This window comes from Mycobacterium sp. 852013-51886_SCH5428379 (genome assembly GCF_001665575.1).
GTDB lineage: Bacteria > Actinomycetota > Actinomycetes > Mycobacteriales > Mycobacteriaceae > Mycobacterium.
Map to the genome: position 1 here is coordinate 41,825 of NZ_LZSU01000011.1, position 26,508 is coordinate 68,332.

General features: G+C 68.4%; 25 protein-coding genes. 6 read left to right on the plus strand and 19 right to left on the minus strand.

The annotated features are described in order from the left end of the window. Positions 1-54: 54 nt before the first annotated feature. From A5757_RS02910 to ftsY, 3 genes are all read right to left on the minus strand, one after another. Complete coding sequence (locus A5757_RS02910; protein WP_003881099.1) at positions 55-393, minus strand: P-II family nitrogen regulator; 339 nt, start codon at positions 391-393, stop codon at positions 55-57. A 33-nt stretch (positions 394-426) separates the two neighbouring features. Beyond that, complete coding sequence (locus A5757_RS02915; RefSeq protein WP_066828504.1) at positions 427-1,767, minus strand: ammonium transporter; 1,341 nt, start codon at positions 1,765-1,767, stop codon at positions 427-429. A gap of 186 nt (positions 1,768-1,953) precedes the next feature. After that, entirely contained in the window at positions 1,954-3,330 is a 1,377-nt protein-coding gene (gene ftsY, locus A5757_RS02920; protein ID WP_066828505.1) for a signal recognition particle-docking protein FtsY, read from the minus strand. 73 nt (positions 3,331-3,403) lie between these two features. On the opposite strand from ftsY, the gene fni reads away from it, so the two are divergent. Beyond that, positions 3,404-4,405 carry a type 2 isopentenyl-diphosphate Delta-isomerase gene (gene fni / locus A5757_RS02925; protein ID WP_369815908.1) on the plus strand — a complete coding sequence of 334 codons (1,002 nt, stop codon included), beginning with the start codon at positions 3,404-3,406 and terminating at the stop codon, positions 4,403-4,405. 603 nt (positions 4,406-5,008) lie between these two features. Then, positions 5,009-5,749: a hypothetical protein gene (locus A5757_RS23070; protein WP_156618135.1), complete on the plus strand. Its 741-nt coding sequence runs from the start codon at positions 5,009-5,011 to the stop codon at positions 5,747-5,749. Positions 5,750-5,799: 50 nt separating this feature from the next. On the opposite strand, the gene smc is transcribed toward A5757_RS23070, so the two are convergent. From smc to A5757_RS02995, 14 genes are all read right to left on the minus strand, one after another. Then, a complete protein-coding gene (gene smc / locus A5757_RS02930) occupies positions 5,800-9,393 on the minus strand; it encodes a chromosome segregation protein SMC (RefSeq protein WP_066828506.1) in 3,594 nt (1,197 codons plus the stop codon). Positions 9,394-9,408: 15 nt separating this feature from the next. Continuing rightward, positions 9,409-9,687, minus strand: a complete 279-nt coding sequence (locus A5757_RS02935; RefSeq protein ID WP_066828507.1) for an acylphosphatase — start codon at positions 9,685-9,687, stop codon at positions 9,409-9,411. Further along, positions 9,684-10,094 (minus strand): OsmC family protein, encoded by a 411-nt coding sequence (locus A5757_RS02940; RefSeq protein ID WP_066828508.1) that lies wholly within the window; start codon positions 10,092-10,094, stop codon positions 9,684-9,686. The genes A5757_RS02935 and A5757_RS02940 overlap by 4 nt, the downstream gene beginning before the upstream one ends. Positions 10,095-10,165: 71 nt before the next feature. Continuing rightward, positions 10,166-11,038 (minus strand): bifunctional DNA-formamidopyrimidine glycosylase/DNA-(apurinic or apyrimidinic site) lyase, encoded by an 873-nt coding sequence (mutM, locus tag A5757_RS02945; protein WP_066828509.1) that lies wholly within the window; start codon positions 11,036-11,038, stop codon positions 10,166-10,168. Further along, a complete protein-coding gene (gene rnc / locus A5757_RS02950) occupies positions 11,031-11,735 on the minus strand; it encodes a ribonuclease III (protein WP_066828510.1) in 705 nt (234 codons plus the stop codon). The genes mutM and rnc overlap by 8 nt, the downstream gene beginning before the upstream one ends. After that, on the minus strand, positions 11,732-12,313 hold the full coding sequence (locus A5757_RS02955; RefSeq protein ID WP_066828511.1) for a DUF177 domain-containing protein: 582 nt from the start codon (positions 12,311-12,313) through the stop codon (positions 11,732-11,734). The genes rnc and A5757_RS02955 overlap by 4 nt, the downstream gene beginning before the upstream one ends. A 66-nt stretch (positions 12,314-12,379) precedes the next feature. Further along, entirely contained in the window at positions 12,380-13,117 is a 738-nt protein-coding gene (gene sepIVA / locus A5757_RS02960) for a cell division protein SepIVA (protein WP_066828512.1), read from the minus strand. An 86-nt stretch (positions 13,118-13,203) separates the two neighbouring features. Beyond that, positions 13,204-13,437, minus strand: coding sequence for a hypothetical protein (locus A5757_RS02965; RefSeq protein ID WP_066828513.1), 234 nt, complete (start codon positions 13,435-13,437; stop codon positions 13,204-13,206). Positions 13,438-13,557: 120 nt separating this feature from the next. Then, positions 13,558-14,049 carry a pantetheine-phosphate adenylyltransferase gene (gene coaD / locus A5757_RS02970; protein ID WP_066828514.1) on the minus strand — a complete coding sequence of 164 codons (492 nt, stop codon included), beginning with the start codon at positions 14,047-14,049 and terminating at the stop codon, positions 13,558-13,560. Between the two features lie 22 nt (positions 14,050-14,071). Continuing rightward, on the minus strand, positions 14,072-14,632 hold the full coding sequence (gene rsmD, locus A5757_RS02975) for a 16S rRNA (guanine(966)-N(2))-methyltransferase RsmD (protein WP_082929295.1): 561 nt from the start codon (positions 14,630-14,632) through the stop codon (positions 14,072-14,074). Continuing rightward, entirely contained in the window at positions 14,629-18,021 is a 3,393-nt protein-coding gene (locus A5757_RS02980) for a pyruvate carboxylase (RefSeq protein WP_066828516.1), read from the minus strand. The genes rsmD and A5757_RS02980 overlap by 4 nt, the downstream gene beginning before the upstream one ends. Positions 18,022-18,058: 37 nt before the next feature. Next, positions 18,059-18,694 carry a vitamin K epoxide reductase family protein gene (locus A5757_RS02985; protein ID WP_066828517.1) on the minus strand — a complete coding sequence of 212 codons (636 nt, stop codon included), beginning with the start codon at positions 18,692-18,694 and terminating at the stop codon, positions 18,059-18,061. After that, positions 18,691-19,446 (minus strand): thioredoxin domain-containing protein, encoded by a 756-nt coding sequence (locus A5757_RS02990; RefSeq protein WP_066828518.1) that lies wholly within the window; start codon positions 19,444-19,446, stop codon positions 18,691-18,693. The genes A5757_RS02985 and A5757_RS02990 overlap by 4 nt, the downstream gene beginning before the upstream one ends. Positions 19,447-19,480: 34 nt before the next feature. Continuing rightward, positions 19,481-20,620: an alpha/beta hydrolase gene (locus tag A5757_RS02995; protein ID WP_066828519.1), complete on the minus strand. Its 1,140-nt coding sequence runs from the start codon at positions 20,618-20,620 to the stop codon at positions 19,481-19,483. On the opposite strand from A5757_RS02995, the gene A5757_RS03000 reads away from it, so the two are divergent. Both A5757_RS03000 and A5757_RS03005 read left to right on the plus strand, forming a co-directional pair. Then, the gene (locus A5757_RS03000) at positions 20,619-21,449 is read left to right on the plus strand and encodes an aldo/keto reductase (RefSeq protein ID WP_066828520.1); all 831 of its coding nucleotides are present in this window, start codon (positions 20,619-20,621) and stop codon (positions 21,447-21,449) included. The two genes, A5757_RS02995 and A5757_RS03000, sit on opposite strands and share 2 nt — an antisense overlap. A gap of 5 nt (positions 21,450-21,454) precedes the next feature. Beyond that, positions 21,455-22,303: an aldo/keto reductase gene (locus A5757_RS03005; protein ID WP_066828521.1), complete on the plus strand. Its 849-nt coding sequence runs from the start codon at positions 21,455-21,457 to the stop codon at positions 22,301-22,303. Positions 22,304-22,306: 3 nt separating this feature from the next. Here the strand turns inward: A5757_RS03005 and A5757_RS03010 are convergent, their stop codons facing one another. After that, on the minus strand, positions 22,307-23,146 hold the full coding sequence (locus A5757_RS03010) for a TetR/AcrR family transcriptional regulator (protein WP_066828522.1): 840 nt from the start codon (positions 23,144-23,146) through the stop codon (positions 22,307-22,309). Between the two features lie 136 nt (positions 23,147-23,282). Here A5757_RS03010 and A5757_RS03015 point away from each other — a divergent pair, with 136 nt between their 5' ends. Beyond that, the gene (locus A5757_RS03015) at positions 23,283-24,380 is read left to right on the plus strand and encodes a ferredoxin reductase (protein WP_066828523.1); all 1,098 of its coding nucleotides are present in this window, start codon (positions 23,283-23,285) and stop codon (positions 24,378-24,380) included. Between the two features lie 16 nt (positions 24,381-24,396). After that, a complete protein-coding gene (locus A5757_RS03020; RefSeq protein WP_066828524.1) occupies positions 24,397-25,788 on the plus strand; it encodes an acyl-CoA desaturase in 1,392 nt (463 codons plus the stop codon). Between the two features lie 24 nt (positions 25,789-25,812). Here the strand turns inward: A5757_RS03020 and A5757_RS03025 are convergent, their stop codons facing one another. Then, positions 25,813-26,487: an HNH endonuclease family protein gene (locus A5757_RS03025; protein ID WP_156618151.1), complete on the minus strand. Its 675-nt coding sequence runs from the start codon at positions 26,485-26,487 to the stop codon at positions 25,813-25,815. Positions 26,488-26,508: the final 21 nt, after the last annotated feature.

Genomic DNA, 26,508 nt, shown 5'->3' on the forward strand with positions numbered 1-26,508 from the left:
CCCCCGATCCGGTGAAACTCGACTACTCGGTTGGGAGACGACCCCCTCGATGGTCTAGAGGGCGTCCGCCCCCCGTTCGCCGGTCCGGACGCGCACCACCGTGTCGACCGGGCTGACCCACACCTTGCCGTCGCCGATCTTGCCGGTCCGGGCGGCCTGCACAATCACGTCAACGACCTTGTCGACCGCCGAATCGTCGACGACGACCTCGACGCGCACCTTCGGCACGAAATCGACCGAGTATTCGGCGCCGCGGTAGACCTCGGTGTGACCCTTCTGGCGGCCGTACCCCTGGACCTCGCTGACGGTCATCCCGAGGATGCCGGTCTGCTCCAGGCCGGTCTTGACGTCTTCGAGCGTGAACGGCTTGACGATCGCCGTGATCAGCTTCATTCCATCGATCCCTTCTTGAGAAATTGTTGCCGATCAGACGAGTTCATAAGCCGTTTCCGCATGCTCGGTCTCATCGATGCCGGTGTCCTCGTCTTCCTTTGTCACGCGCCAGCCCATGGGCTTCACGATGAACGCGATGATGGCGGTCATGACCCCTGTGAAGACCACTGCTACCAGAGCGATCACGATCTGCACCACCAGTTGCTGAACTCCACCACCGTAGAACAGGCCCGTCTCGGTGGCCAGGAAGCCGATGCCGATGGTGCCCCACAGTCCAGCCACCAGGTGCACGCCGACGACGTCGAGCGAATCGTCGTAGCCGAACTTGTATTTCAGGCCGATGGCCAGGGCCGACAACGCGCCGGCGACGACACCGAGGATCAGCGAACCGATCGGCGACAGCGAACCACAGGCGGGCGTGATGGCGACCAGACCGGCCACGATGCCCGATGCGGCGCCCACGCTGGTCGCGTGCCCGTCGCGGATCCGCTCGACGGCCAGCCAGCCGAGCATGGCGGCGGCGGTGGCCGCGGTGGTGTTGACCCAGACCAGACCGGCCGTGGCGTCCGCCGCGCCTTCGGATCCGACGTTGAACCCGAACCAGCCGAACCACAGCAGCGCCGCACCCAGCATCACGAACGGGATGTTGTGCGGGCGGAAGGCGGTCCTGCCGAAGCCGGCCCGCTTACCGAGCAGCACGGCCAGCACCAACGCGGCCATACCGGCGTTGATGTGGACGACGGTGCCGCCGGCGAAGTCGATCGGCGAGACGTTGGCCGCGCCCTCCTCGGCGTTATATCCGAACAGCCATGAGGCGAAACCGTTCTCGGCGCCCGAGAGCAGTCCGCCGCCCCAAACCATGTGCGCCAGCGGGAAGTACACGAGGGTGACCCAGATGCCACCGAACGTCAGCCAGGTCGCGAACTTCATCCTCTCGGCGACCGCGCCGCTGATGAGCGCGACGGTGATGACGGCGAAGGTCAACTGGAACGCGACCCACACGATGGCCGGCACCGTGCCGAAGCCGCCGATCGGGTAGAGCTCCTCGCCGCCGATCTCCCGCGCCTCCAGCAGCGGCGACAACCCGAAGAGAGAGAAGGGGTTGTCGAAGATGCCGAGGATGTCACTGTCCCCGGTGTGCGCCGAGGAGAACGACATCGAGTAACCCCACAGCACGTAGATCACGCTGACCACGCCGAGGGAACCGAAGGACATCATCATCATGTTGAGGACGGACTTCTGACGGGACAGGCCGCCGTAGAAGAACGCGAGGGCGGGTGTCATCAACAGCACCAACGCGGCGCTGGTGAGTACCCAGGCAGTGTCGCCGCTGTCGAATGCGGCGAACGCGTCGTCCGGTAAGGCTAAGACCACTTTGTGTGAACCTCCTTGGGAAATGTGCCGACGGATCGGCCTCCCGTGAAGACTCTTTTGCTCGCGTTTCGCTGGTGATGCGTGAGCGTTTCCGGAATGTGAACGCAGAGCCGGAGGTGGTTACGCTCATGTTTCGTCGTGCTCACGGCGACCCCGGGCGGCCTTGCCCGGCCCGCGATCGTCGCCTCAGCCGAGTAGTGCGTCGACGAATGCGCCCGGCTCGAACGGCGCCAGATCGTCGGGGCCTTCCCCCAGACCGACCAGTTTGACGGGCACCCCGAGCTCTTCTTGAACCCGGAAGACGATCCCGCCCTTGGCGGTCCCGTCGAGCTTGGTCAGCACCACGCCGGTGATCTTGACGACCTCGGCGAACACCCGCGCCTGCGGCAGGCTGTTCTGTCCGATGGTGGCGTCGAGGACCAGCAGCACCTCGTCGACGACGGCGCGCTTCTCGACCACGCGTTTGACCTTGCCGAGTTCGTCCATCAGGCCGGTCTTGGTGTGCAGCCGGCCCGCGGTGTCGATGGCGACGACATCGGCGCCGTTCTCGATGCCTGTGGAGACCGCGTCGAAGGCCACCGACGCCGGGTCGGCCCCCTCGGGTCCGCGCACCACCTCGGCGCCGACCCGGGAGGCCCAGGTCTGCAACTGGTCGGCCGCGGCGGCGCGGAAGGTGTCGGCGGCGCCGAGTACGACGCGACGCCCGTCAGCCACCAGCACGCGGGCCAGCTTTCCGACGGTCGTGGTCTTGCCGGTGCCGTTGACCCCGACGATCAGCAGCACCGAGGGTTTGTCGGCGTGGGGCAGCGCGCGGATCGAGCGATCCATCTCCGGATGCAGTTCCCGGATCAGGACCTCGCGCAGTACCGCGCGGGCGTCGGCCTCGGTGCGGACCGTGCTGCTGGCCATCCGTTCGCGCAGCGCGGACATCACCGATTCGGTGACGACGGGGCCGAGGTCGGCGATCAGCAGGGTGTCCTCGACGTCCTGCCACGAGTCCTCGTCGAGGTCTCCGCCGCCGAGCAGACCCAGCATGCTGCGACCGAGCGCGTTCTGCGATTTGGCCAGCCGGCCGCGTAACCGGTCCAGCCGGCCTTCGGTCGGGGCGATGTCGGCGATGTCGGGCGCCGTGGGTGCGCTGACCTCGGCGGGCGCCGGTTCGGGCTCGGGTTCCGGTGCCGGCTCCGGCTTCGGTTCCGGCTTCGGCGGGGTGGTCTCGGTGGGCGGCTCGGGCAGCCGCACATCGGCGATCGGCCGCTTCGGCGCATCCCGTGGAATGGTGGCGTCATCACCGACGGCAGGGAGTCCGCTGGTGTCGATGCGTTCGGGCTCGGGTCGCCGCGGCGGCGCGGGTGCAGCAGGCGGTGCTGACGATTGTGTGAACGTGATCCCCGAAGACGCGGCGTATCCGCCGGACCGGTCTATAGGTGTGGCAGTGTCGGGTTCCGAGAGCCTGATCCGGCGGCGCCGGTAGCGGACCAGACCCACGACGAGAGCAGTGACGAGCAGAACGGCGATTACGGCGATTGCGATCCACAAACCGACCGGAACATCTTGGGTCACCCGGCCATTGTTTCAGGACGAGTCCGCGGGTGGTCAGCCGGTGACGCAGTCAGCCGGTGACGCCGGGACTGGCATCGAGACCCGCAAGCGCCGTCACATCGACGTATGCCTCGACGGCCCGGTCGAGTACGAGACCGTCACGACCGGTCTGGAGAACTTCCGGCTGCCCTACAACGCCCTGACCCAGACCTCGCTGAGCCGGATCGACCTGCGCACCGAGTTCCTCGGCAAACCGCTGCGCGCACCCGTCCTGATCGGCGCCATGACCGGCGGCGCCGAGTTGTCGGCCACGATCAACACCAACCTGGCCGTCGCGGCGCAGCGCCTCGGTGTCGGCATGATGCTCGGCTCGCAGCGCATCATGATCGACAACGAGGAGGCCGCCGGGTCGTTCGCCGTCCGCGATGTCGCACCCGACGTGTTGGTGATCGGCAACATCGGCCTCGCCCAGCTGTCCGACTCGGTGCTCCCCGCCCTCGACCGGGTACTCGACCGGGTCGGCGCCGACGCGTTGGCCGTGCACACCAACCCGCTGCAGGAAGCCATGCAGCCCGACGGTGACACCGACTTCACCGGCTCGATCGCGCGTCTGCGCGCTGTGGCCGCCGCGCTGACCCGCCCGGTGCTGCTCAAAGAGGTGGGGCATGGGATCGGCGCCACCGCCGCGGCCGAACTGGTCGACTGCCCACTGGCGGGCGTCGACGTGGCGGGCGCCGGTGGGACGTCGTGGGCGCGCGTCGAGCAACTCGTCCGTCATGGCGAGATCCGGCATCCGGCGCTCGCCGAGTGGGGCATCCCGACGGCGCAGGCCTTGCTGGAGGTCCGACGGACGCTGCCCGACATGCCGTTGGTCGCCTCGGGGGGTATCCGCACCGGGATGGACGCCGCCAAGGCGCTGGCCATGGGCGCCGAGGTGGTGGCCGTCGCCCGGCCGCTGCTGGCGCCGGCCATCGAATCGCCGGAGGCCGTGGTGGAGTGGCTGTCGTCCTTCGTCGACGAACTGCGGGTCTGCCTGCACGGCTGTGGCGCGGCGGACCTCGCTGCGCTGCGGCGCCGCGGCGTCCTGCCCGCCTGACCCACCGCCCGGACGAACACAGGGCGAAGGTTCCCTGTGATCACATCGAATCGATGAATCCGCCGCGTTTGGGCACTGTTTCGCCCGTAAGTCATGTTAGCTGTAGCGTGAGCGTGGTCGAGTGCGCCAACCCTGAACCAGTACAACGAGCCACGGGGTAGATCAGATATGTCGAAGTCGAAGAAGGACCTGCCTGTGCGTCGGTGGCTGCAGCTGGGTGCGGCGTCCGCCGGCGTCGGCGCGGCGCTGGTCGGATGGTCGCTGCTCGGGTCTGAGGTCGGTGTCGCCAGCGCAGACAGCGGCGTCACGTCCTCGTCGTCGGCCGGACCGGCCTCCTCTTCCTCTTCTTCCTCCGCATCTTCCGGGGGTTCCTCCGCATCGGCTGGGGGTGTCGACAAGGAGCGCCCCGCGTCGTCGACGCCCGACCGTGCGGAGCCGGCCTCGTCTCAAGACGATGACGAGCCTCGGTCGACGACGTCCCGGCGGGCCAACCGGACGGCGGCCCCCGAGGACACGCCTGCCTCACCGGCGGGTGCGCCCCGCTCGAATCGTGCTGCGGCAGCCGAAGACCCTGCCGCAGAGCGGTCCGCCAACGCGACCGTCGTGAACACGCGGGTGGCTTCGGGTGGGGTGGCCCCGGACCGGGATAGGACCGACCGCGACGAGACCGCGGTGTTGCAGGATTCGGGCAGTCAATTTCTGGCCGGCGGAGGAGCCGGAACTCCTCCGGTCGTCACAGCAGGCGTTCGTGACGGTCTCGGCGCCGCCGCCAAACTACTAGGGCAAGGCATCAAAGACGCCCTCAGTTCCAGACCGCTTCAGAACTTTCTCCAGAACCAGGGACCCAACCTCCCGGGGCTCTTGGACTTGATACCGAAAACCCGTTACACGGTGCCCGAGGACCCCCTCCGGCGAGCTGTTCGCGAATCACAAGAGGCGGAAGCCAAGCGGGAACAGGACGCGAAGGGGCGACGGATCAACGAAATCATGGCGAAGGGGGTGAAGCTGACCGCATCAGACGGGTCGCCGGTCTACACCGTGGACGGAGAAACGTTTGTCAAATATGCCAGCAATGGCGGAATCGCATACGGCGACAAGTACACACCGAATCCGCCCACGCCGCGACTCGTCACCATCCGGCAAGGGCCTAATGCGGACAGAAGTATCAGATCTATCTTGAAGGTCGATCCAGCACAGGTGCGTAACTTGTCGGGACAGCGCACACCCGGTCCAGTTCCAATTTCGACACCCTTTTCGGCTCCGATTGTTGCTTGGAAGTACCAGCCACCGGTATACATTTTGGTCGGCGGCGGGACGGGCGGGTTCGGCAGATCGCCGTTCTGATCATCGAATGGTGAGGCTAACCCGGACGGGCGGACAGGCGTGACGCATCACTAAGTCGAGGCCGGGACCCGTTCCTCGCCCCGCATCCGCTGGGAAATCACGGTGGTGATGCCGTCGTCGCGCATGGTGACGCCGTAGAGCGCATCGGCGACCTCCATCGTCGGCTTCTGATGCGTGATGACGATCAGCTGAGAGCGTTCGCGCAGCTGCTCGAACAGGCTGATCAGCCGGCGCAGGTTCACGTCGTCGAGCGCGGCCTCCACCTCGTCCATCACGTAGAACGGCGACGGGCGGGCCCGGAAGATCGCCACCAGCATCGCCACCGCGGTCAGCGACTTCTCCCCACCCGAAAGCAGCGACAGCCGTTTGATCTTCTTGCCCGGCGGCCGGGCCTCGACCTCGATCCCCGTGGTCAGCAGGTCGTCGGGGTTGGTCAGCAGCAGCCGTCCCTCACCGCCGGGGAACAGCGTGGCGAAAACGCCGGTGAACTCACGTTCGACGTCGGCGTAGGCCTCCGCGAAGACCTGCAGGATGCGGGCATCGACGTCGGAGATGACGTCGAGCAGATCCTTGCGGGCCGCCTTGACGTCCTCGAGTTGGGTGGACAGGAAGTTGTAGCGCTCCTCGAGCGCCGCGAACTCCTCGAGCGCCAGCGGGTTGACCCGACCGAGTTCCGAGAGCTCGCGTTCGGCGCGTTTCGCCCGGCGCTCCTGGGTCGGCCGGTCGAACGGCATGGGTGCCGGCGCGGTGACCTGCTCGCCGCGCTCCTTGGCCTGTTCGTATTCGGCCATCTCGAGCTCGGTCGGGGGTAGCGCCACGTCCGGACCGTATTCGGCGACCAGATCGGCGGGCGCCATCCCGAACTGTTCCAGCACGGTCGCCTCGAGTTGCTCGATGCGCATCGCGGCCTGCGCCTTGGCCACCTCGTCGCGGTGCAGGGCGTCGGTCACCGCGGTGATGCGGGTGTTGAGGGCGCTCACCTCGTCCCGTGCCGCCGAGAGCGCCGCCGCGCGCTGAGCACGTTCGGCGGCCAGTCCCTCACGGGTCTGCGCTGCGGCGGCGACGACGGCGCTCAGCCGGATCGCGATCTGCGTCCCCGATTCGGCGACGGCGGCGGCGACGGTCGCGGCGCGTTCGCGCGCCACTTTCGCACGCTCGGCGCGCGCCCGGGCCTCGCGTTCGGCCACGGCGGCCCGGCGCAGCGAATCTGCCCGTCCCCGAACGGCATTCGCGCGCTCCTCGGCCGTGCGTACGGCGAGCCGCGCCTCGACCTCCGCACTGCGCGCCGCCTCGGCGGCCGCCGTCGAGGCCTGCCGGTCGACGGGCTCGGCGTCGAGGTCCGAGCTCGGCATCTGTTCGGCGTTGTAGAGCCGCTCCTCGAGCTCGGTGAGCTCTTCCACGGTTCGGCTGCGGCCCGCCTCGAGCTCATCGCGCTGGTGGACCAGCCGCTGCCATTCGTCGTCGGCTGCGCGGACCTCCTGGCCCAGTCGGCCGAGCTGTTCGTAGATGGCGGAGATGGCGGCGTCGGATTCGTTGAGTGCCGCCAACGCGTGTTCGGCGGCCTCCTGCCGGGCCTGCTGTTCGGTCAACGCACCCGCCAGCGCCGCGCCGAGTTCGCCGACCTGCTTCTCGGCGGCTTCCAGTTCGGCGCGGGCCTTGTCGATCTCGCTGGTGACCTCCAGAGTGCTGGGTTTGCGGTCGGATCCGCCGCTGACCCAGCCGGCGCCGACGAGGTCCCCGTCGATGGTCACCGCGCGCAGCGCGGGGCGATCGGACACCACGCCGAGTGCCGCGCTCAGATCGTCGACGACGGCCACGCCGGCCAGCATGGCGCCGACCGCGCCGCGCAGCCGCCCCGGCACCTCGACCAGATCGACCGCCCACACCGCACCGGCGGGCAGGTCCGCAAGCGCGGCACTCTGCGTGTCGGGCCAGTCGCCGAGCACGATGGCCGCCCGCCCGCCGTCGGATTCCTTGAGGGCGGCGACGGCGGTGCGCGCGGCACCGGAGTCCTCGGCGGCCAGGGCGTCCGCGGCCGCACCGAGCACGGTCGCCACCGCCACCTCGTAACCGGGGCGCACCTTCAGGAACTCGGCGACCGTGCCGAGAAGCCCTGCGCCGCTGTGGTTCTTCTGCAACCAGGCGGCGCCGTCGCGGCGATCCAGACTCACCGACAGCGCGTCGATGCGGGCGCGCAGTGAGGCCACCAGCCGTTCGGCGCCCCGCTCGGCGGCCTGGAGTTCGGCGACCCGCTCATCGGCGAACCGCAGCGCGGCCACGGTCCGGTCATGATGGTCGTCGAGGCCGACCTCTCCGGCGTCGAGCTCCCCGACGCGGCTCTGCACGGTCTCGAACTCGGCCCGCGCCTGCTCCACCCTCGCCGCGGCCTCGTCCATCCGGATCGTCAACCGCGCCACCGTCTCGTCGACCGATTCCACCCGGGTGCGCATGGTCTCGACCTGCCCGGTCAGCCGGGCGAGCCCCTCGCGGCGATCCGCCTCAGCGCGTGCCGCGGCCAGGTGGGCGCGTTCGGCTTCGGCGGCGACGCGTTCGGCCTCGGTGAGTTCGGCGCGGGCGGCCTCGAGCGTGGCGCGGGCGGCCGCCAGATCCGCGAGCAGCGCAGCCTCCCGGGCCGCCATCTCGTCCGCCTCGGCCTCGAGGGCGTCGGGATCACGTCCGGTCTGCTGTTCGGGTGCGACGTCGAGCAGCTGAGCGCGGTCCGTGGCGATACGCACGGTCGCGCTCACCCGCTCGGCCAGCGCCGAGAGCCGGAACCAACTCTGCTGAGCGGCCTCCGCGCGGCCGGTCAGATCGGCGACGGCGGCCTCGTGCGCGTCGAGTTCGGCGGTGGCGATCTCCAGCCGGCTGGTGATCTCGTCGTGTTCGCGGCGCAGCGTGGTCTCGGCGGTGTTGGTGTTCTCGAACTCCGAGCGCCGCGACACCAGATCGTCGGCGGCCAGCCGCAGCCGCGCATCCCGCAGGTCGGCCTGGATGGTCTGCGCGCGCCGCGCCATCTCCGCCTGTCGCCCAAGGGGTTTGAGCTGGCGCCGCAGTTCGGTGGTCAGGTCGGTCAGCCGGGCGAGATTGGCCTGCATCGAGTCGAGTTTGCGGACGGCCTTCTCTTTGCGTTTGCGGTGCTTGAGCACACCGGCGGCCTCCTCGATGAAGGCCCGCCGGTCTTCAGGGCGCGACTCGAGGATCTCCGAAAGTTTGCCCTGACCGACGATGACGTGCATCTCGCGGCCGATCCCGGAGTCGCTGAGCAGCTCCTGGACATCCGCCAAACGGCAACGGCTGCCGTTGATCTCGTACTCCCCCGCGCCGTCGCGGAACATGCGCCGGGTGATCGACACCTCCGAGTACTCGATCGGCAGCGCGTTGTCGGAGTTGTCGATCGTCAGCGTCACTTCGGCACGCCCCAGCGGGGCACGCGAGGACGTGCCGGCGAAGATGACGTCCTCCATCTTGCCGCCACGCAGCGTCTTGGCGCCCTGCTCTCCCATCACCCAGGTCAAGGCGTCGACGACATTGGACTTGCCCGAACCGTTGGGACCGACCACACAGGTGATGCCGGGTTCGAAACGCAGAGTCGTCGGCGAGGCGAAGGACTTGAAGCCCTTCAGCGTCAGACTCTTCAGATGCATGACTGGTCAGCGTACCTAGCGCTCCCGGAAATCCGGGATTCGCTCGCCGGCCTCGGCCCAGTCGTGGACGACGCGGTCGACCCGGCCCGGTGTGGTTCCGCCGGTGAGCAGGTCCAACAGCTGCTCACAGTGCTCCCTGGACCCCTGTGCGACCACGTGCACCCGGCCGTCGGGCTTGTTGGCGGCATACCCGGTCAGACCCAGTTCCAGCGCACGCGAACGCGTCCACCAGCGGAAACCCACGCCCTGCACGTGGCCGTGCACCCAAGCGATCAACCGGACATCGTCACTCACGAGCGCTCATCGACCCCAAAGCGGACGTCCGTGCCCGATTTGAGCGTGCGACCAACCGTGCACACCTGGTCGGTGGCGCGTTCGACGACGATCAACAGCCGCTCACGGTCCTGCTCGGACAGCCCCGAGAGGTCGACCTCGAGTTTCTCCTCGAGCAGCGGGTACCGCTCCTGCTCCCGGTCGGCGGCACCGGAGACCCGGATCGTGGCCGCATAGTCGTCGCCCAGGCGGCGCCGCAGCGGCTGATCACTGCTCATCCCGCTGCACGCGGCCAGCGCGATCTTCATCAGCTCGCCGGGGGTGAACACCCCCTCGACGTCCTCCGAGCCGATCAGCACCTCGGCGCCGCGAGTGCTGCGCCCGGTGTAGCGGCGCACGCCGGTGCGCTCTACCCACAGTTCGGTCATGGTCTCTTTCTACAACGTTGCGCGAAACAGCATTCCCGGCCCTCAAGCGCGCGTCTTGACCGCCGGGAATGCTATTTCGCGGAAAGGGCGCGGGGGGTGCGCGGGCGGGGCTGACATTTCGGGCAGTAGAACGACGACCGGTTCATGAACTTCTCGCGCCGCATGATCGCTCCGCAGCGGCGACAGGGCTCGCCCTCGCGGCCGTAGGCGTCCAGCGACCGGTCGAAGTAGCCGGACTCCCCGTTGACGTTGACGTACAGCGAGTCGAACGACGTGCCGCCCTGCCCGAGGGCCTCGGTCATCACCTCGGCCGCCGCGTCGAGCAGCCCCGCGAGCGCCTTGCGCGTCAACGCCGACGCCGGCCGGGCGCCGTTGATCTTGGCCCGCCACAGCGCCTCGTCGGCGTAGATGTTGCCGATCCCGGACACCACGGTCTGATCGAGCAGCTGCCTCTTGATCTCGGAATGCTTACCGCGCAACACCGTCACCACCCGGTCGCGATCGAACAGCGGATCGAGCGGATCGCGCGCGAGATGGGCGACCGGTTCGGGCACCGTTGTGCCGTCGACGGTCACCATTTCGGCGAGCAGCCAGCCGCCGAACGTGCGCTGATCGACGAAACTCAGCGCCGTACCGTCGTCGAGCAGGGCCGCGATCCGCAGGTGGTCCTCTTTGGCGACGGGACCGAGCAGCATCTGCCCGCTCATGCCCAGATGCACGACGAGTGCGCCATGACCGTCGTCGAGTGTGAGCCACAGATACTTCCCGCGCCGCCCCGTCCCGGTGATCCGCGCGTCGAGCAGCCGTGCGGTCAGATCGGCAGGCCCGGCCTCGTGGCGCCGCACCGCGCGCGGGTGATTCACCCGCACCGCGGTGATCGTCCGCCCGGTCACATGGGCGTCCAGTCCGCGCCGGACGACCTCGACCTCGGGCAGTTCAGGCATCGACGCCCGTGGCGGACAACTGATTCCACGCCGCAGCGGCGGCCTTGAGCTCGGCCTCCTTCTTGGTGCGACCGACTCCCCTGCCGTATTCGTCTCCGGTGACCAGCACCGAGGCCGTGAACTCTTTGTCGTGATCGGGTCCGGTCGAGGACACCACGTACGACGGCGCACCCAACCCGCGCGCGGCCGTCAGCTCCTGCAGACTGCTCTTCCAGTCCAGGCCGGCGCCGAGGGTGGGCGCCGTCTCCAGCAGGCCGCCGAACAGCCGCAGGATCACCTCCCGCGCGCCGGTGAGCCCATGCTCCACGTAGATCGCGCCCAGCAGGGATTCCACGCCGTCGGCCAGGATGCTCGACTTGTCGGCGCCCCCCGAGTTCTGCTCGCCGCGGCCCAGCAACAGGTACGACCCCAGACCAGCCTCGGAGAGTTTGCGGCCGACGTCGGCGAGCGCCTGGGTGTTGACGATGCTCGCGCGCAGTTTGGCCAAGTCACCCTCGGACCGGTCGGGGTGCCGATGGTAGAGCTCCTCGGTGATGGTCAGTCCGAGCACCGCGTCGCCGAGGAACTCCAGCCGCTCGTTGGTCGGCAGACCACCGTTCTCGTAGGAGTAGCTGCGATGCGTCAATGCGATCGTGAGCAGGTCGGCGGGCAGCGAAACCCCGAGCGCCGCAAGCAGCGCCGAGCGATCCTCGGTCACGTCTCGTCGTTCTCCAGCAGTCCCGAGAGCTTCGCCCACCGCGGATCCAGCTGCTCGTGGTGGTGTCCGGGCTCGGCGGTGGCCATGGCGATCCCGCAGTCCGGGCACAGGCCTTCGCAGTCGGGCCGGCACAGCGGCGAGAACGGCAAGGCCAGCCCGATGGCGTCGATGACAGGTTGTTCGAGGTCGAGCGTATCGGGCACACCGATGGAGCCGACGCGTCCGACCTCATCGGCATCGGTGGTCTCGTCGGTGGCGCTGTCCGGGTAGGCGAACAGCTCGGTCAGGTCGATGTCGACGCGTCCGGTGATTGGCGTGAGGCAGCGCGCGCACTCCCCGGTGGTCGGGGCGCTCACCGTTCCGGTGACGAGCACCCCCTCTGAGACCGCCTGCACCTGCAGGTCGAGGTCCAGGGGAGCGTCCTCTTCGACGCCGATCAGCTGAAGGCCCATCCGCAGCGGACTGGGCACGGTCTCGTGGACGGTCGTCATCGACCCGGGCCGCCGGCCCAACCGGGATACGTCGAGCACCAGCGGCGAACGGGCTGCGCGACGGACCGCGTCGCTTCTAGTCGCCATTCGACCAATCCTACGGCGGCGCGACGCCGCGGGTTGCGCGGCGTCGGCCCGCTCGATGGGCTCCGGTCAGCGCGCCGCGTAGTCGTGTGTGCCGGCCGCGGTGCGCAGCTGGTGGCGTCCACGACCCACCGACCTGATGGTGCCGTTGAGGAAGTCCTCGAACTCGGCGAGTTTGCTGTCGACGTAGATGTCGCATTCGCCGCGCAGCCGGTCGGCCTCGGCGTGGGCGGTGTCGATCAGCCGGGTGGCCTCGGCGGTGGCCGTGGCGACGATCTCGGTCTGCGACACCAGGCGCTGCTGCTCCTTGATGCCCTCCTGGACCGCCTTCTCGTAGGCCAGGTTGCCGCTCTCGATGAGGCGATCGGCCTCGGACTTCGCCCGTCCGGTGCTGGCCTCGTACTCGCGCTTCGCCGTCGCCATGACGCGCGACGCCTCCTCGCGGGCCTCGCCGACCATCCGCTCGCTGTGCGCACGGGCCTCGGCGACCATCCGGTCGGCCTGGGACTTGGCGTCGGAGAGCAGCCGATCGGCCTCGGCCCGGGCGTGGTTGACCATGGAGTCGGCCTCGGCGTTGGCCGTCGAGACCATCTTGTCGGAGTGCTCCTTGGCCTCGCTCAACATCGAATCGCGGGCGTCGAGCACATCCTGGGCGTCGTCGAGTTCGCCGGGGATGGCGTCCTTGATGTCGTCGATCAGTTCGAGGACGTCGCCGCGGGGAACCACGCAACCCGCCGTCATCGGCACGCCACGGGCTTCTTCGACGATTGCGCCCAGCTCATCGAGCGCTTCAAAAACTCGGTACACGGCGGAACCCTCCAGGCGTCGTTGTTGGTTACCAGTGTGCCTGGTGTTACGCCTGTGACTCGGCTTTGGTGACCGGTGTGTCGCCCTCAGCAGTGCGTTTTCGCGCGATCGACCAGCGTCCACGCCGGCGGCAGCATGTGACCGGACGACTGCGGCAACAACACATCCGCGATCGAGTCCAGGATCGCGAGCGCCCGCGCCTCCCCGAGACCGTCGCGCAGACGGCGCAGTTCGGTGACCAACAGCGCCCACGGCAGGGCCGCCGCGGACATGGTGGTCCGGCGCGCGTCGGTTGCGCCGCCCAGAACACCTGAGCTCATGGTCTCGCCTTCCCTTCGGTGACGTCCGGGGGACCGCAGTCAGCGGTCGACTCCCGAGCGTCCCTGGGGTTCCCCTGATCCGGCGTGCCTACTCTGTGATTGCAGCCACTTCCGCAGCGCTCAGTTCCGCGGGTTCGGACCCGTCAGCTTGGCCTGCAGCCGGCGGTTGACGGCCTCGGGCAGCAGCGCCGACACGTCACCGCCGAGGGTGGCCACCTCTTTGGACAGCGACGAGGACACGAACGAGAATTGCGGGCTGGTGGCGAGGAAGTAGGTGTCGACGCCGGCGATGTGCCGGTTCATCTGCGCCATCTGCAGCTCGTATTCGAAGTCGGTGCCGCTGCGGAGCCCTTTGACGATCGCCGTGATCCCCCGCGCCCTGGCGAAGTCGACGACGAGCCCCTGACCGGATTCCGCCCGAACGTTGGGCAGGTGCGCGGTGGTCTCGGCGATCATCTCCAGCCGCTCCTCGAGGCTGAACATGCCCTTCTTGTTGGGGTTGACCAGCACCGCGACGACGACCTCGTCGAACTGGGCGGCCGCACGTTCGAAGATGTCGACATGACCCAGGGTCACCGGGTCGAACGAACCGGGGCACACCGCTCCACTCATGGATGACGACGGTACCGGCTGGCTATTCGTCGAGTTCTGCCATGTCGATCCGTGTGTCGCCGTACCGCCGTGGCGGCCAGGGCGACCACGCCGACGGCCACGCCGTGGACCCGCCCGACGCCCGGCGCTCGACGACGGCGACCGCGCCGGGCGCCAGCCATCCCCCGGCGTCCAGCGCCGACAGCATCGCCGCGATCTCCGAATCCGGGACGTCGTAGGGCGGATCGGCGAACACCAGATCCGCCGGGCGGTCGGCGGCGCCGGCCAGCACAGTGGCCACCGTCGCCCGGCGCACCGTGGCGACCGCACCGAGCCCGAGATCGGCGATGTTGCCTGAGATCACCGCCGCCGCGCGATGGTGGTGTTCGACGAACGTCGCGCGGGCGGCACCCCGCGACAGCGCCTCCAGGCCCAGCGCGCCGGATCCGGCGTACAGGTCGAGCACGGTGAGGCCGTCGAAGTCGATACGCGCCGCCAGCGCACTGAACACCGCTTCGCGCACCCGATCAGCGGTGGGTCGAGTCCCGGTGCGTGGCACGGCGATTCGTCGACCACCAAACTGCCCGGCGATGATGCGGGTCAGCTGACGACCACCAGCAGATCGCCGCCCTCGACCTGTTCGGTCGCCGAGACGGCCACCCGTTCGACGGTGCCGGCCTTGGGTGCGGTGATGGCGGCCTCCATCTTCATCGCCTCGATGGTGGCGATGGTCTGGCCCGCCTCGACCGCGTCGCCCTGTTCGACGTTCACGCTGACGACGCCGGCGAACGGAGCCGCGACATGGTCGGGATTGGTGCGGTCGGCCTTCTCCGCGGCAGGCACCTCGGAGGCGATGTTGCTGTCGCGCACCAGGATCGGCCGCAGCTGTCCGTTCATGATGCACATGACGGTGCGCATCCCCCGCTCGTCGGGATCGGAGATGGCCTCCAATCCGATGAGCAATTCGACACCCTTTTCGAGTTCGACGCGATGCTCGTCGCCGTGGCGCAGCCCGTAGAAGAACTGGTTGGCCGAGAGCTGGCTGGTGTCGCCATAGGTGTCGCGGTGGGCTTCGAACTCTTTGGTCGGGCCCGGGAACAGCAGCCGGTTCAGCGCCGCCTGCCGTTTGGGGCCCGGTTGCGCGAGCGCCGCCTCGTCCTCACCGGAGAGCTCCTCCTGCGAGCGGCCGGGTCCGCGGCCCTCCAACGCCTTGCTGCGCAATGGCTCCGGCCAGCCGCCGGGCGGATCGCCGAGCTCGCCGCGCAGGAAGCCGATGACGCTGTCGGGGATGTCGTAGCGCGCCGGGTCCGCGGCGAAGTCCTCGGCGGACACCCCCGCGCCGAGCAGCGCCAGGGCGAGATCGCCGACGACTTTCGACGACGGGGTCACCTTGACCAATCGGCCCAGGATCCGGTCGGCCGCCGCGTAATTGGCCTCGATCTCCTCGAAGCGGTCTCCGAATCCGAGGGCGATCGCCTGCTGGCGCAGATTCGACAGCTGCCCGCCGGGAATCTCGTGGGTGTAGACGCGTCCGGTGGGAGAAGGTGGTCCGGACGCCGCAACGTCGAAGGGGGCGTATACCTTTCGCAGCGCCTCCCAGTACGGCTCCAGCTCGCACACCGCGTCCAGGTCCAGACCGGTGTCGACCTCGGTGTGCGCTGCGGCCGCCACGATCGAACTCAGCGCGGGCTGGCTGGTGGTGCCCGCCAGCGGGGCCGCGGCCCCGTCGACCGCATCGGCGCCGGCCTGCCAGGCCGCCAGATAGGTGGCCAGCTGGCCACCCGGGGTGTCGTGGGTGTGCACGTGCACCGGTAGGTCGAAGCGCTCCTTGAGGGCGCCGACCAGGGTGGCCGCGGCGGGCGGGCGCAGCAACCCGGCCATGTCCTTGATGGCCAGGACGTGCGCGCCGGACTCGACGATCTGCTCGGCCAGACGCAGGTAGTAGTCCAGGGTGTAGAGGTCCTCCGCCGGATTGCTCAGATCCCCGGTGTAGGACATCGCGACCTCGGCGACGGCGGTGCCGGTGGCCCGGACGGCGTCGATCGCCGGACGCATGGACTCGATGTTGTTGAGCGCGTCGAAGATTCGGAAGATGTCGACCCCGGTCGCGGTCGCCTCGTCGACGAACGCAGTGGTGACCGTCTCCGGATAGGGCGTGTATCCGACGGTGTTGCGGCCGCGCAGCAGCATCTGCAGGCAGATGTTGGGCAGCGCCTCGCGCAGCGCGGCCAGCCGTTCCCACGGATCTTCCTTCAGGAACCGCAGCGCCACGTCGTAGGTCGCCCCGCCCCAGCACTCCACCGACAGCAGCTGCGGCATGGTCCGCGCGACGTAGGGCGCGACCCGCAGCAGTCCGGTCGAGCGCAGCCGGGTGGCCAGCAGTGACTGATGGGCGTCGCGGAACGTGGTGTCGGTGACACCGAGGGCGGGCGTGTCCCGCAGCCAGTCGGCGAAACCCCGTGGGCCGAGTTCGACCAGCTTCTGCTTCGAGCCGGCCGGCGGTTCGGCTTCGAGATCGACTGCGGGCAGCTTGTCGTGCGGATAGACCGTCGACGGCCGTTGGCCGTGCGGTTTGTTGACGGTCACCTCGGCCAGATAGGTGAGGATCTTGGTGCCACGGTCGGCGCTCGAGCGGGCGGTGAGCAGCTCGGGACGCTCGTCGATGAACGACGTCGTGACCCGGCCTGCGACGAAATCCGGATCCTCGAGCACCGCGGCCAGGAACGGGATGTTGGTGGACACGCCGCGGATCCGGAACTCGGCGACCGCGCGCCGGGCCCGCTGCACGGCCGTCGCGAAATCCCTACCGCGGCAGGTCACCTTCACCAGCATCGAGTCGAAGTGGGCGGTGACCTCGGCGCCCAGGTTCGTTCCGCCGTCCAGCCGGATCCCTGCGCCACCCGGCGACCGGTAGGTGGTGATGCGGCCGGTGTCGGGCCGGAAGCCGTTGGCCGGATCCTCGGTGGTGATGCGGCACTGCAGTGCCGCACCGTGTGCGGTGACGGTGTCCTGGCTCAACCCGAGATCAGCCAGCGACTCCCCCGCCGCGATCCGCAGCTGCGATGAGACCAGGTCGACGTCGGTGATCTCCTCGGTGACCGTGTGCTCGACCTGGATCCGCGGATTCATCTCGATGAACACATGGTTGCCGCGTTCGTCGAGCAGAAACTCGACGGTGCCCGCGCACGAGTAGCCGATGTGCCGGGCGAACGAAACTGCATCCGCGCAGATCCGTTCGCGCAGTTCAGGATCCAAGTTCGGAGCGGGCGCGAGCTCGATCACCTTCTGGTGGCGGCGCTGCACCGAACAGTCCCGTTCGAACAGGTGGATGACGTCGCCGTGAGTGTCGGCCAGGATCTGCACCTCGATGTGGCGCGGATTGACGACGGCCTGTTCCAGGAACACTGTCGGATCGCCGAATGCGGATTCGGCCTCCCGCGACGCCGCCTCGATCGCCTCGCGCAGCGCCGACGGTTCCGACACCCGGCGCATCCCGCGACCGCCGCCACCCGCGACCGCCTTGACGAACACCGGGAACTCCATGGAATCCGCGGCCGCGACCAGCTCGTCCACATCGGCCGAGGGGGCCGAGGACGCCAGCACCGGCAGACCCGCCTCCCGTGCGGCGGCGATCGCGCGGGCCTTGTTGCCCGTCAGCTCCAGCACGTCGGCCGACGGACCCACGAAGGTGATCCCCGCGGCCGCGCATGCGGCCGCCAGCTCCGGGTTCTCCGAGAGGAAGCCGTAGCCGGGGTACACCGCGTCGGCACCCGCGGCCTCGGCGGTGCGCACGATCTCCTCGACCGACAGATACGCCCGCACCGGGTGGCCCGTCTCGCCGATCTGGTAGGACTCGTCGGCCTTGAGCCGGTGCACCGAATTGCGGTCCTCGTACGGGAACACCGCGACGGTTCCCAGGCGCAGCTCGTAGGCGGCGCGGAACGCCCGGATCGCGATCTCGCCGCGATTGGCGACAAGGACCTTCGAGATCACGGGCGGCCCCACTCCTCTTGGTTCGACCGCACAGCGGTCAGATGAACGTCGACCAGTAATCCCAGAAGCGCACGAGGATGAGCAGCACCAGGGCGGTGAACCACAGTACCGTCAGCGACCAGCGCCACTGGTACAGCCCGCGCGCGACGGCGTTACCGGCGATGGGCCGCAGCGCGATCGAGGCCACCACCACCAGCAGCGGGATGGTCACGGCCCACACCACCATGCAGTACGGGCACAGTGCGCCGATCCGATAGAGGCTCTGGTAGATCAGCCAGTGCACGAACGCCGTCGCCAGCACCGTGCCGATTGCCATCCCCGTCCAGTACCACTGCGGGAGCCGAACTTTGGCGACCGCGAGTACACCGGTCACCACCACCACGGTGAAGCCGCCGATGCCGATCAGCGGGTTGGGGAAACCGAACAGCGCCGCCTGCGGCGTCACCATCACCGAGCCGCAGGACAGGACGGGGTTGAGGCTGCAGGACGGAACGTAGGTCGGGTCGAGCAGCAGCTCGATCTTCTCGATCGTCAGGGTGGCCGCCGCGACGAGACCGATGACGCCGGCGATCAGCACCCAGAGCGCACTTGCCCTCCGCACCGCAACGCCCGCCGGGCCGCCGGTCGAGGACTCGACCGGGGCGACGGGGTCGGAAGCGGTGGCGGCGGTCATGACCGGGCCGGCGCCGGACCGTCGAGGCCGGGCACGTCGCCGACGAGCTCCTTGACTTTGTTGACCAACGCCTCAGGCGTGGACGGGCTGTAGTCCTCGCCGTTGATCCGCACGGTCGGGGTGGCGCGGATCTCGGTCGCCCCGGCGAGGTCTTCGACCATGTCGACGTACTTACCGCTCTTGATGCAGTCAGGGACGGAACCGCCGGCCCCGGCCTGGCGGGCGAGCTCGGTCAGCCGGGCGTCGTCGGGATAGGTACCGCCGCCCTCGGCCGGCTGGAGTTCCCTCGTGTACAGCGCCTCGTGGAAACGCCGGAACGCGGCTTTGTCCTCGTCGGCGACGCAGTAGGCGGCGTTGCCCGCCCGTGAGGAGTAGCCGTCGCCCTGCGTATTGAGGATCGCGACCATGTAGTAGTCGGCGGCCACGGCGCCGGTGTCGATGAGCTTGTTGATCGTCGGGCCGAACTGGCGCTCGAAGTTGCCGCACGCCGGGCACAGGAAGTCCTCGTACATCGAGAGCACCACCTTGGGCTCCGAACTGCCCTCCTGGGTGACGACGTTCTCGGCGGCCACCCGGATGCCGGACTCGGCACCGGCCTGCGGCTTTTCCTCGGCCGACATCACGATGTAGAGCACCAGGGCCACCGCGAACACCACGACCACCGCGGTGAGTCCGATCTGGACGAACAGATTGCGCTTGCGATCGGCCGCCTTCAGGTCGTAGCGGGCGTTCTTCTTGGGTTTCGTGGCCACGCCGTAAAGAGTACCGGCGGCCTCGGCGAGGGCCCTAACTGCGGCTGAGGTGCGCGCGGATGGCCGAGATCATCCCCGCGGTCGCCGCTGCGCTGCCCCCGCCCAGCGGGAAGAAGTTGGCGAACGCGTGCACCTGCGTGCCCTCCTTGCGCAGATCGACCGGCACGCCGGCGGCGCGCATTGCCTCCGCGTAGGCGTTGCCCTCGTCGCGCAGCGGGTCGAATCCGCCGGTCAGCACCAGCGCCGGCGGGAGACCGGACAGATCGGCGGCCAGCAGCGGCGAGACGATCGGGTCGCGCGAGTCGACCTCCGCACCGTCGAGATAGTGGTCCATGAACCAGTTCATGTCCCGTTTGGTCAGGAAGTAGCCGTCGGCGAACAGGGTCTTCGACCGGGTGTCGCTGCACACGTCGACCACGGGATAGATCAGCACCTGCAGTGCGGGCATGGGGAATCCGTCGTCGCGGGTGAGTTGCGAGACCACCGCGGCCAGATTGCCCCCGGCACTGTCCCCGCCCACCGCGATGCGGTCGACGTCGGCGCCGAGGTCGGCGGCGTGCTCGCGGGCCCAGCGGTAGGCGGCGTACGCGTCGTGGGCGGCGGCGGGCGCCTTGTGCTCGGGTGCGAGCCGGTAGTCGACGGACAGCACCGCCATCTTCCCGTCGCGGCTGATGAGCCGGCACAGGTCGTCGTGAGTGTCGAGGTCGCCCAGCACGAAGCCGCCGCCGTGGTAGAAGACCAGCAGCGGCAGCCCCTCGGTGGAGCCGTACGGCCGGTACAGGCGTGCCCGCATCGCACCCGCCGGTCCGGGGATCGACAGCTCCGAGACGTCGACGGCGATGTGGGCGACCATCATCGCCGAGGTGATCCGCAGCTGCTCGCGGGCGGCGGCGACGTCCGGGCTGGACACCAGACCACCGAGACCGGCGGCACGCTGAGCGCTGAGCAGGAACTGCAGTGTGGTGTCGAGGGTGTTGCCGTCGACGGTGACGGTGCGCCGTCCCAGCAGCAGCCGCTTGACGGGGTCCGGCAGCAGCGGGATGACCCGCAGCGAGATCCGGGTGGCGCCGTTGACGGCGGCGTCGCGCACGCGGCTCTTACCACGCGGCGCAAGGTCGACGTGCGCTGCGGGCGGTCCGGCGGACGGTGCACCGACTGGCAGACTCGACGACATGGCTGCTCCTCTGTTGACGCTCAATGACGGCATCACAATCCCCCAGGTGGGGCTCGGTGTCTGGCAGACGCCGGCCGAAGACACCGAACGCGCGGTGAGCGCGGCGCTGGTCGCCGGCTACCGGCACATCGACACGGCCGCAGCGTACGGCAACGAGACGGAGACGGGCCGCGCGATCGCCGGATCGGGGCTCGACCGCGACGAGGTGTACCTGGTGACGAAGCTGTGGAACTCCGAGCAGGGCTATGACAAGACGCTGTCGGCGTTCGAGGCCAGCGTCGCCCGGCTCGGGGTCGAGCACCTCGACCTCTATCTCATCCACTGGCCGGTGCCGGAGAAGAACCTGTTCGTCGAGACATTCAAGGCGTTCGCCAAGCTGCGTGACGACGGTCGCATCCGGTCGATCGGCGTGAGCAACTTCGAACCCGAACACCTGCACGTGCTGATCGACGAGACGGGCATCGTGCCATCGGTCAACCAGATCGAACTGCATCCGCTGCTACCCCAGGAGGAGCTCCGAGAGCTGCACGCGCAGTTGGGAATCGCCACCGAGGCGTGGAGTCCGCTCGGCCAGGGTTCACTGCTGACGCACCCGACCGTGACCCAGGTCGCCGAGGCGCACGGGAAAACCGCTGCGCAGGCCTTGATTAGGTGGCATATACAACTCGGTAATATCGTCATCCCCAAGTCGGTCAACCCGCAGCGGATTGCGAGCAATTTCGACGTGTTCGACTTCGAGTTGAGCGAGCAGGACATGACGTCCATCGCCTCGCTCGCGGACGGCACGCGGCTGGGTCCCGATCCCCGAACCTTCAACTTCACAGGATAGGTGCCATGACCTCGGATCTTGGGCAGGCTGCGATTCCGACCATCACCCTCAACGACGAGAACACGATCCCGGTCATCGGGCTCGGCGTCGGTGAACTGTCGGACGAGGAGACCGAGCGGTCGGTGTCCACCGCGCTGGAGGCCGGCTACCGGTTGATCGACACCGCCGCGGTGTACGGCAACGAGGCGGCCGTCGGCCGGGCGGTCAACGCGTCGGGCATCCCCCGCGAGGAGATCTTCGTGACCACCAAGCTGGCGGTCGCAGATCTGGGCTTCCAGTCGTCGCAGGACGCGATCCGCGCGAGCCTCGAGCGGTTGAACCTCGACTACGTCGACCTCTACCTGATCCACTGGCCCGCCGGTGAGCAGGGCAAGTACGTCGACAGCTGGGGCGGCATGATGAAGTCGCGTCAGGACGGGCTGGCCCGCTCGATCGGCGTCTGCAACTTCAACGAAGAGCATCTGCTGGACATCATCCAGCTGTCGTTCTTCACCCCTGCGATCAACCAGATCGAACTGCACCCGCTGCTCAACCAGGCCGCGATGCGGGCGGTCAACGCCGAGAACGACGTCGTCACCGAGGCCTACGGACCGCTCGGGGTCGGCCGGCTGCTCGACCATCCCGCCGTCACCCCGATCGCCGAGGCGCACGGCAAGACGCCGGCGCAGGTGCTGATCCGCTGGAGCATCCAGCTCGGCAACGTGGTCATCCCCCGCTCCGCGACACCGGAGCGCATCGTGTCCAACCTCGACGTGTTCGACTTCGAGCTCACCGAGGAGCAGATGGCCACCCTCAACGGTCTCGACGAGGGCACCCGGTTCCGGCCCGATCCGGAGACCTACACCGGTCCGTAGCCGTCACTGCGTTTCGTCGGACGCTGAGTCCGGAACGGCGACGCCCCGCAGAAAGGCGTCGGCGAAGAAGTCGCAACTGGCCTGCAGGTCGGGCGGGCTCACGTGGGGAAAGTGTTCCAGTCCCGGTCGCATCACCGCGTGCACCAGCACGGGGCTGATGAACTGTTGGATGAGAACGGGTCCGGGGAGATCGCGGATCCGTCCGGCCGCGACCTGGCTGTCGAGCCATTCGCCGAGTACGGCGACCGTTCGCAGCGCGCCGTGCTCGATGAGGACGGCGCCGCCGGGCCCGGCGGGACGGGCCAACGTCTCGGCCAGCACGGCTGACAGCACCCGCGGCTCGCGAGAACAGAGTTCGACGAGCGCCCGGTAGACGGCGCGAACCGTGTCCTTCACCCCGGTGTGGGACTCGTCGCTCAGCAGCGCCGAGACGTCGAGCGGTGGAATGTAGCGGTCGTACACGGCTTCCAGCAGAGCCTCGCGTCCACCGAATGCGGCGTAGAGGCTCTGCACCGAACAGTCCGCTCGGGAGGCGACGGCTTCCAGCGAGGCCGACGACACCCCGCCCGTACCGATGAGGTGTGCCGCCGCCTCGATCGCGCGTGACCGCACCGGAGGCCGTCCCCCGGGATCGACACCCAGCTCGCGCACCGCATCGTCCAAAGTCTTCCGCGACCCTCCGAGGCGCCGCAACAGCGTGCTCCGCGAGACTCCGAGGGCGTGGGCGATCATGACGATCGGGACGTCGGCGACGTCGCGTCCCAGCTGTTCGGCAGACCGCAGCGTCGCGTGGATGACCTCTGACGGCACGGCATCGGTGCGGCGGGTCCGGCGGCTCGGCATGCCATCGAGTCTTCCACGCTGATACACGATTAGAACCCGAGCCCAAGAGGGTTTCAGTTCGCTCCAGGCGGGAACCCGACCCCCATCGAACATGGCGCATCTCACATTTCGCGCCGGGAGAGGGGGTCCATCACACATGGCCGAACGGGGTGCCGAGCCGCCAGTCCCACGCGGACGCCGACTCTTCCTGCGGGCGATACAGCACTTGTTCAGGCCGTTGAAACCCGACGACTACCTGGAGATGATCAACCCGCTCTGGACCACGAAGGAGTTGCGCGGCAAGGTCGAGCGGATCGAGCCCCGCGGATCTGAGGCCGCGAGTGTCCTGATCCGACCCAGTTACGAGTGGCCGGGTCACAAACCGGGGCAGTACGTACGGCTCGGCCTCGTGATCGATGGCCGCTACCACTGGCGTGCCTATTCGCTGACGTCCGACCCCCAGCCGGAGGACGGGTTGATCAGCGTGACGCCCAAGAAGGTCGACAGCGGCGTGGTGTCGCCCTACCTGGTGCAGAAGATCCAGCCCGGCGAACTCGTGCGACTGGGTGAGATCGAGGGTCAGTTCACCCTGCCCGACCCGCTTCCGGCCAAGATGTTGTTCATCAGCGCCGGCAGCGGGATCACGCCGATCATCAGCATGTTGCGCAGTCTGGACCACCGTGACCAACTCGGTGACGTCGTGGTCATCCACTCCGACCGCACCCGCGATCACGTCATGTTCCGGTCGGTCCTCGAAGACCTCGAACATCGCCATGACGGGATGCGGCTGGACATCCGGCTCACCTCCGAACGTGGTCGGTTCGGGCCGGAGGAACTCGACGACGCGTGCCCGGACTGGCGCGAGCGGGAGGCGTTCTGCTCAGGACCCGGCGAACTCCTCGATGCCCTCATCGACCACTGGGAGCAGAACGGCGATGCGGACCGACTGCACTACGAGAGGTTCCAACCCAAGATCGGCGGCAATGCCGGAGCCGGAGAGGGTGGCACCGTCACCTTCCTCGACAGCGACGAAACCGCCGAATGTCCCGGCGGCACACCGATTCTCGAAGCCGGCGAGCAGGCGGGCCTCAACCTCGCCTTCGGCTGCCGGATCGGCATCTGTCACACCTGCACGGGCACGTTGAAGTCGGGGAAGGTCCGAGACCTCCGTTCCGGCGAGGTCACCGAGCCGACCGGTGGCGACGTACGAATCTGCATCCACGCCGCCGAGGGCGACGTGGAACTCGAACTCTGATCGAAAGGGATAGTCGATGACGATCACCGCCGCCAGCCCACTCACCCGTCTCAGCGAGCAGGAGCTGGAAAAACTCGCCAAGGAGTTCGACGCGATCCACGACGAGGTGTTCGCCGAACTCGGCGACCGGGATCGCCACTACATCAAGACCGTGATCTCGGTGCAGCGGCAGATCGTGGTCGCCGGGCGCGTCCTGCTGTTGGCGTCGCGGTCGCCCGCGGCGTGGGTGCTCGGCACGGCCTGCCTGAGCATGGCCAAGATCCTCGAGAACATGGAGTTGGGTCACAACATCCTGCACGGGCAGTGGGATTGGATGAACGATCCCGACGTGCATTCCTCGGTCTGGGACTGGGACACCGCCTCGAGCGCCAAGGCGTGGAAGCATTCGCACAACTACATCCACCACACGTATACGAACATCCTGGGCAAGGACAAGGATCTCGGTTACGAGATCATGCGCATCGATCCCAACCAGAAGTGGCGTCCCAGCAACCTCGGCCAACCGTTCTACAACTTCCTGCTCACGGTCCTCTTCGAGTGGGGCGTGGCCGTCCACGACACCGACGTCGAGGCACTCTTCCGTGGCGAGAAGAAGTTGAAGGATCTCAAGGAGGACTTCAAGGCGATCGGCGGCAAGGCCCGCCAACAGATCGTCAAGGATTACATCGGCTGGCCGCTGGTCAGCGCGGGGGCGTTCGCGCTGGCGCAGTTGGTGTCACGCGGCCGCCTGGAGACGCCCACCCACTCGCGCCTCGGAAATCGGTTGCGGCGCATCACCGGTAGCCGCCGCGTCGGCGCTGCTGCGCGTGTCGCGGATCAATTGTCCGGCGTCGAGAGCACCTACCTGCGGACCCTCGGCGCCGATGTGTTGGCCAACCTCATCCGCAACGTGTGGGCGCACGCCATCATCTTCTGTGGCCACTTCCCCGACCAGACGTGGACATTCACCGAAGAGGAGGTCGAGAACGAGACCCGCGGTGGTTGGTACGTCCGACAGTTACTCGGCGCGGCCAACATCGAGGGCAGCCCGCTGTTCCACGTCATCAGCGGAAACCTCGGCTACCAGGTCGAGCACCACCTCTACCCGGACATGCCCAGCAGCCGCTACGCCGAAATCGCGCCGAAGGTCAAGGACATCTGTGAGCGCTACGAGCTGCCCTACAACTCGGGGCGGTTCGGTAAGCAGTGGTTCTCGGTGCACCGCACCATCTTTCGGCTGGCGTTGCCGGGTGGGACCCCCCGGTCCAAGCCCGGGCCGTACCGCAGTCCGGATCGGACGGGATCACCCAGCGGCGCCAGCGAGGCAGAACGTTTCCGTAGCCGTGTTCCGGCCGAGCACCCGGCCGCCGGACCCGAACACGACTCCAGCGGTGTGGCCGTGGATCCCCCGGCGAGAGGCAACGACTGACAGGTGCGCAGGCGGCGCATCCACTCAGCCCGCCGGGCAGGTCGCCGAGGCCTCGCGTAGCACCACGGCCGAGGGTGCGTCCACGGGCAGTCCGTATCCCCGCAGCACCGCGGTGAACTGCACGGCGTACTGACACCAGAACGCGCGGTTCGGCGGCATCCACTCGGCCGGCGGATCGTCACCCTTGTCCTGGTTCGCCTTGCCCTGTACGGCAAGCAGATTCGCCGGATCGTTGGCGAAGCGGGTGCGCAGCGTGTCGGGCCACGCCCTGGCCCCGAGGTCCCACGCCAGCGCGAGCGGGACGATGTGGTCGATCTGTACCGATGCTCCGGTCTGGTTGCCCCGCACGAACGCGACCGCGGTGTTGGTGTACGGGTCGTGCAACGTTCCGGTCGCGACCGCGCGCGGACATCGGCTGATTGCCACGTAGGTTTTGTCGACCAGATCGCGCTCCAGGATGTCGTTGCGGGTGTCGCACCCGTTGCGGCCGCCCGGTGCGTCGGTGTCGTCGGTCCACGAGTCGCCGAACGCGTCGCGCCGGTAGTCGTGCCCACGGATGCGCGCGGGGATCTCCACAATCCCGGCCACGATGTCGACCCCCGGTGCGACGGTGGGGATGTCGGCCTGCGCGGTGAAGCGGTCGTCGTACCGGTCGGTGGTGACGGCGCCGACCGCGACGATGATCGCGACGGCCACCATGGCGGCCAGCCAGCCGGTGGT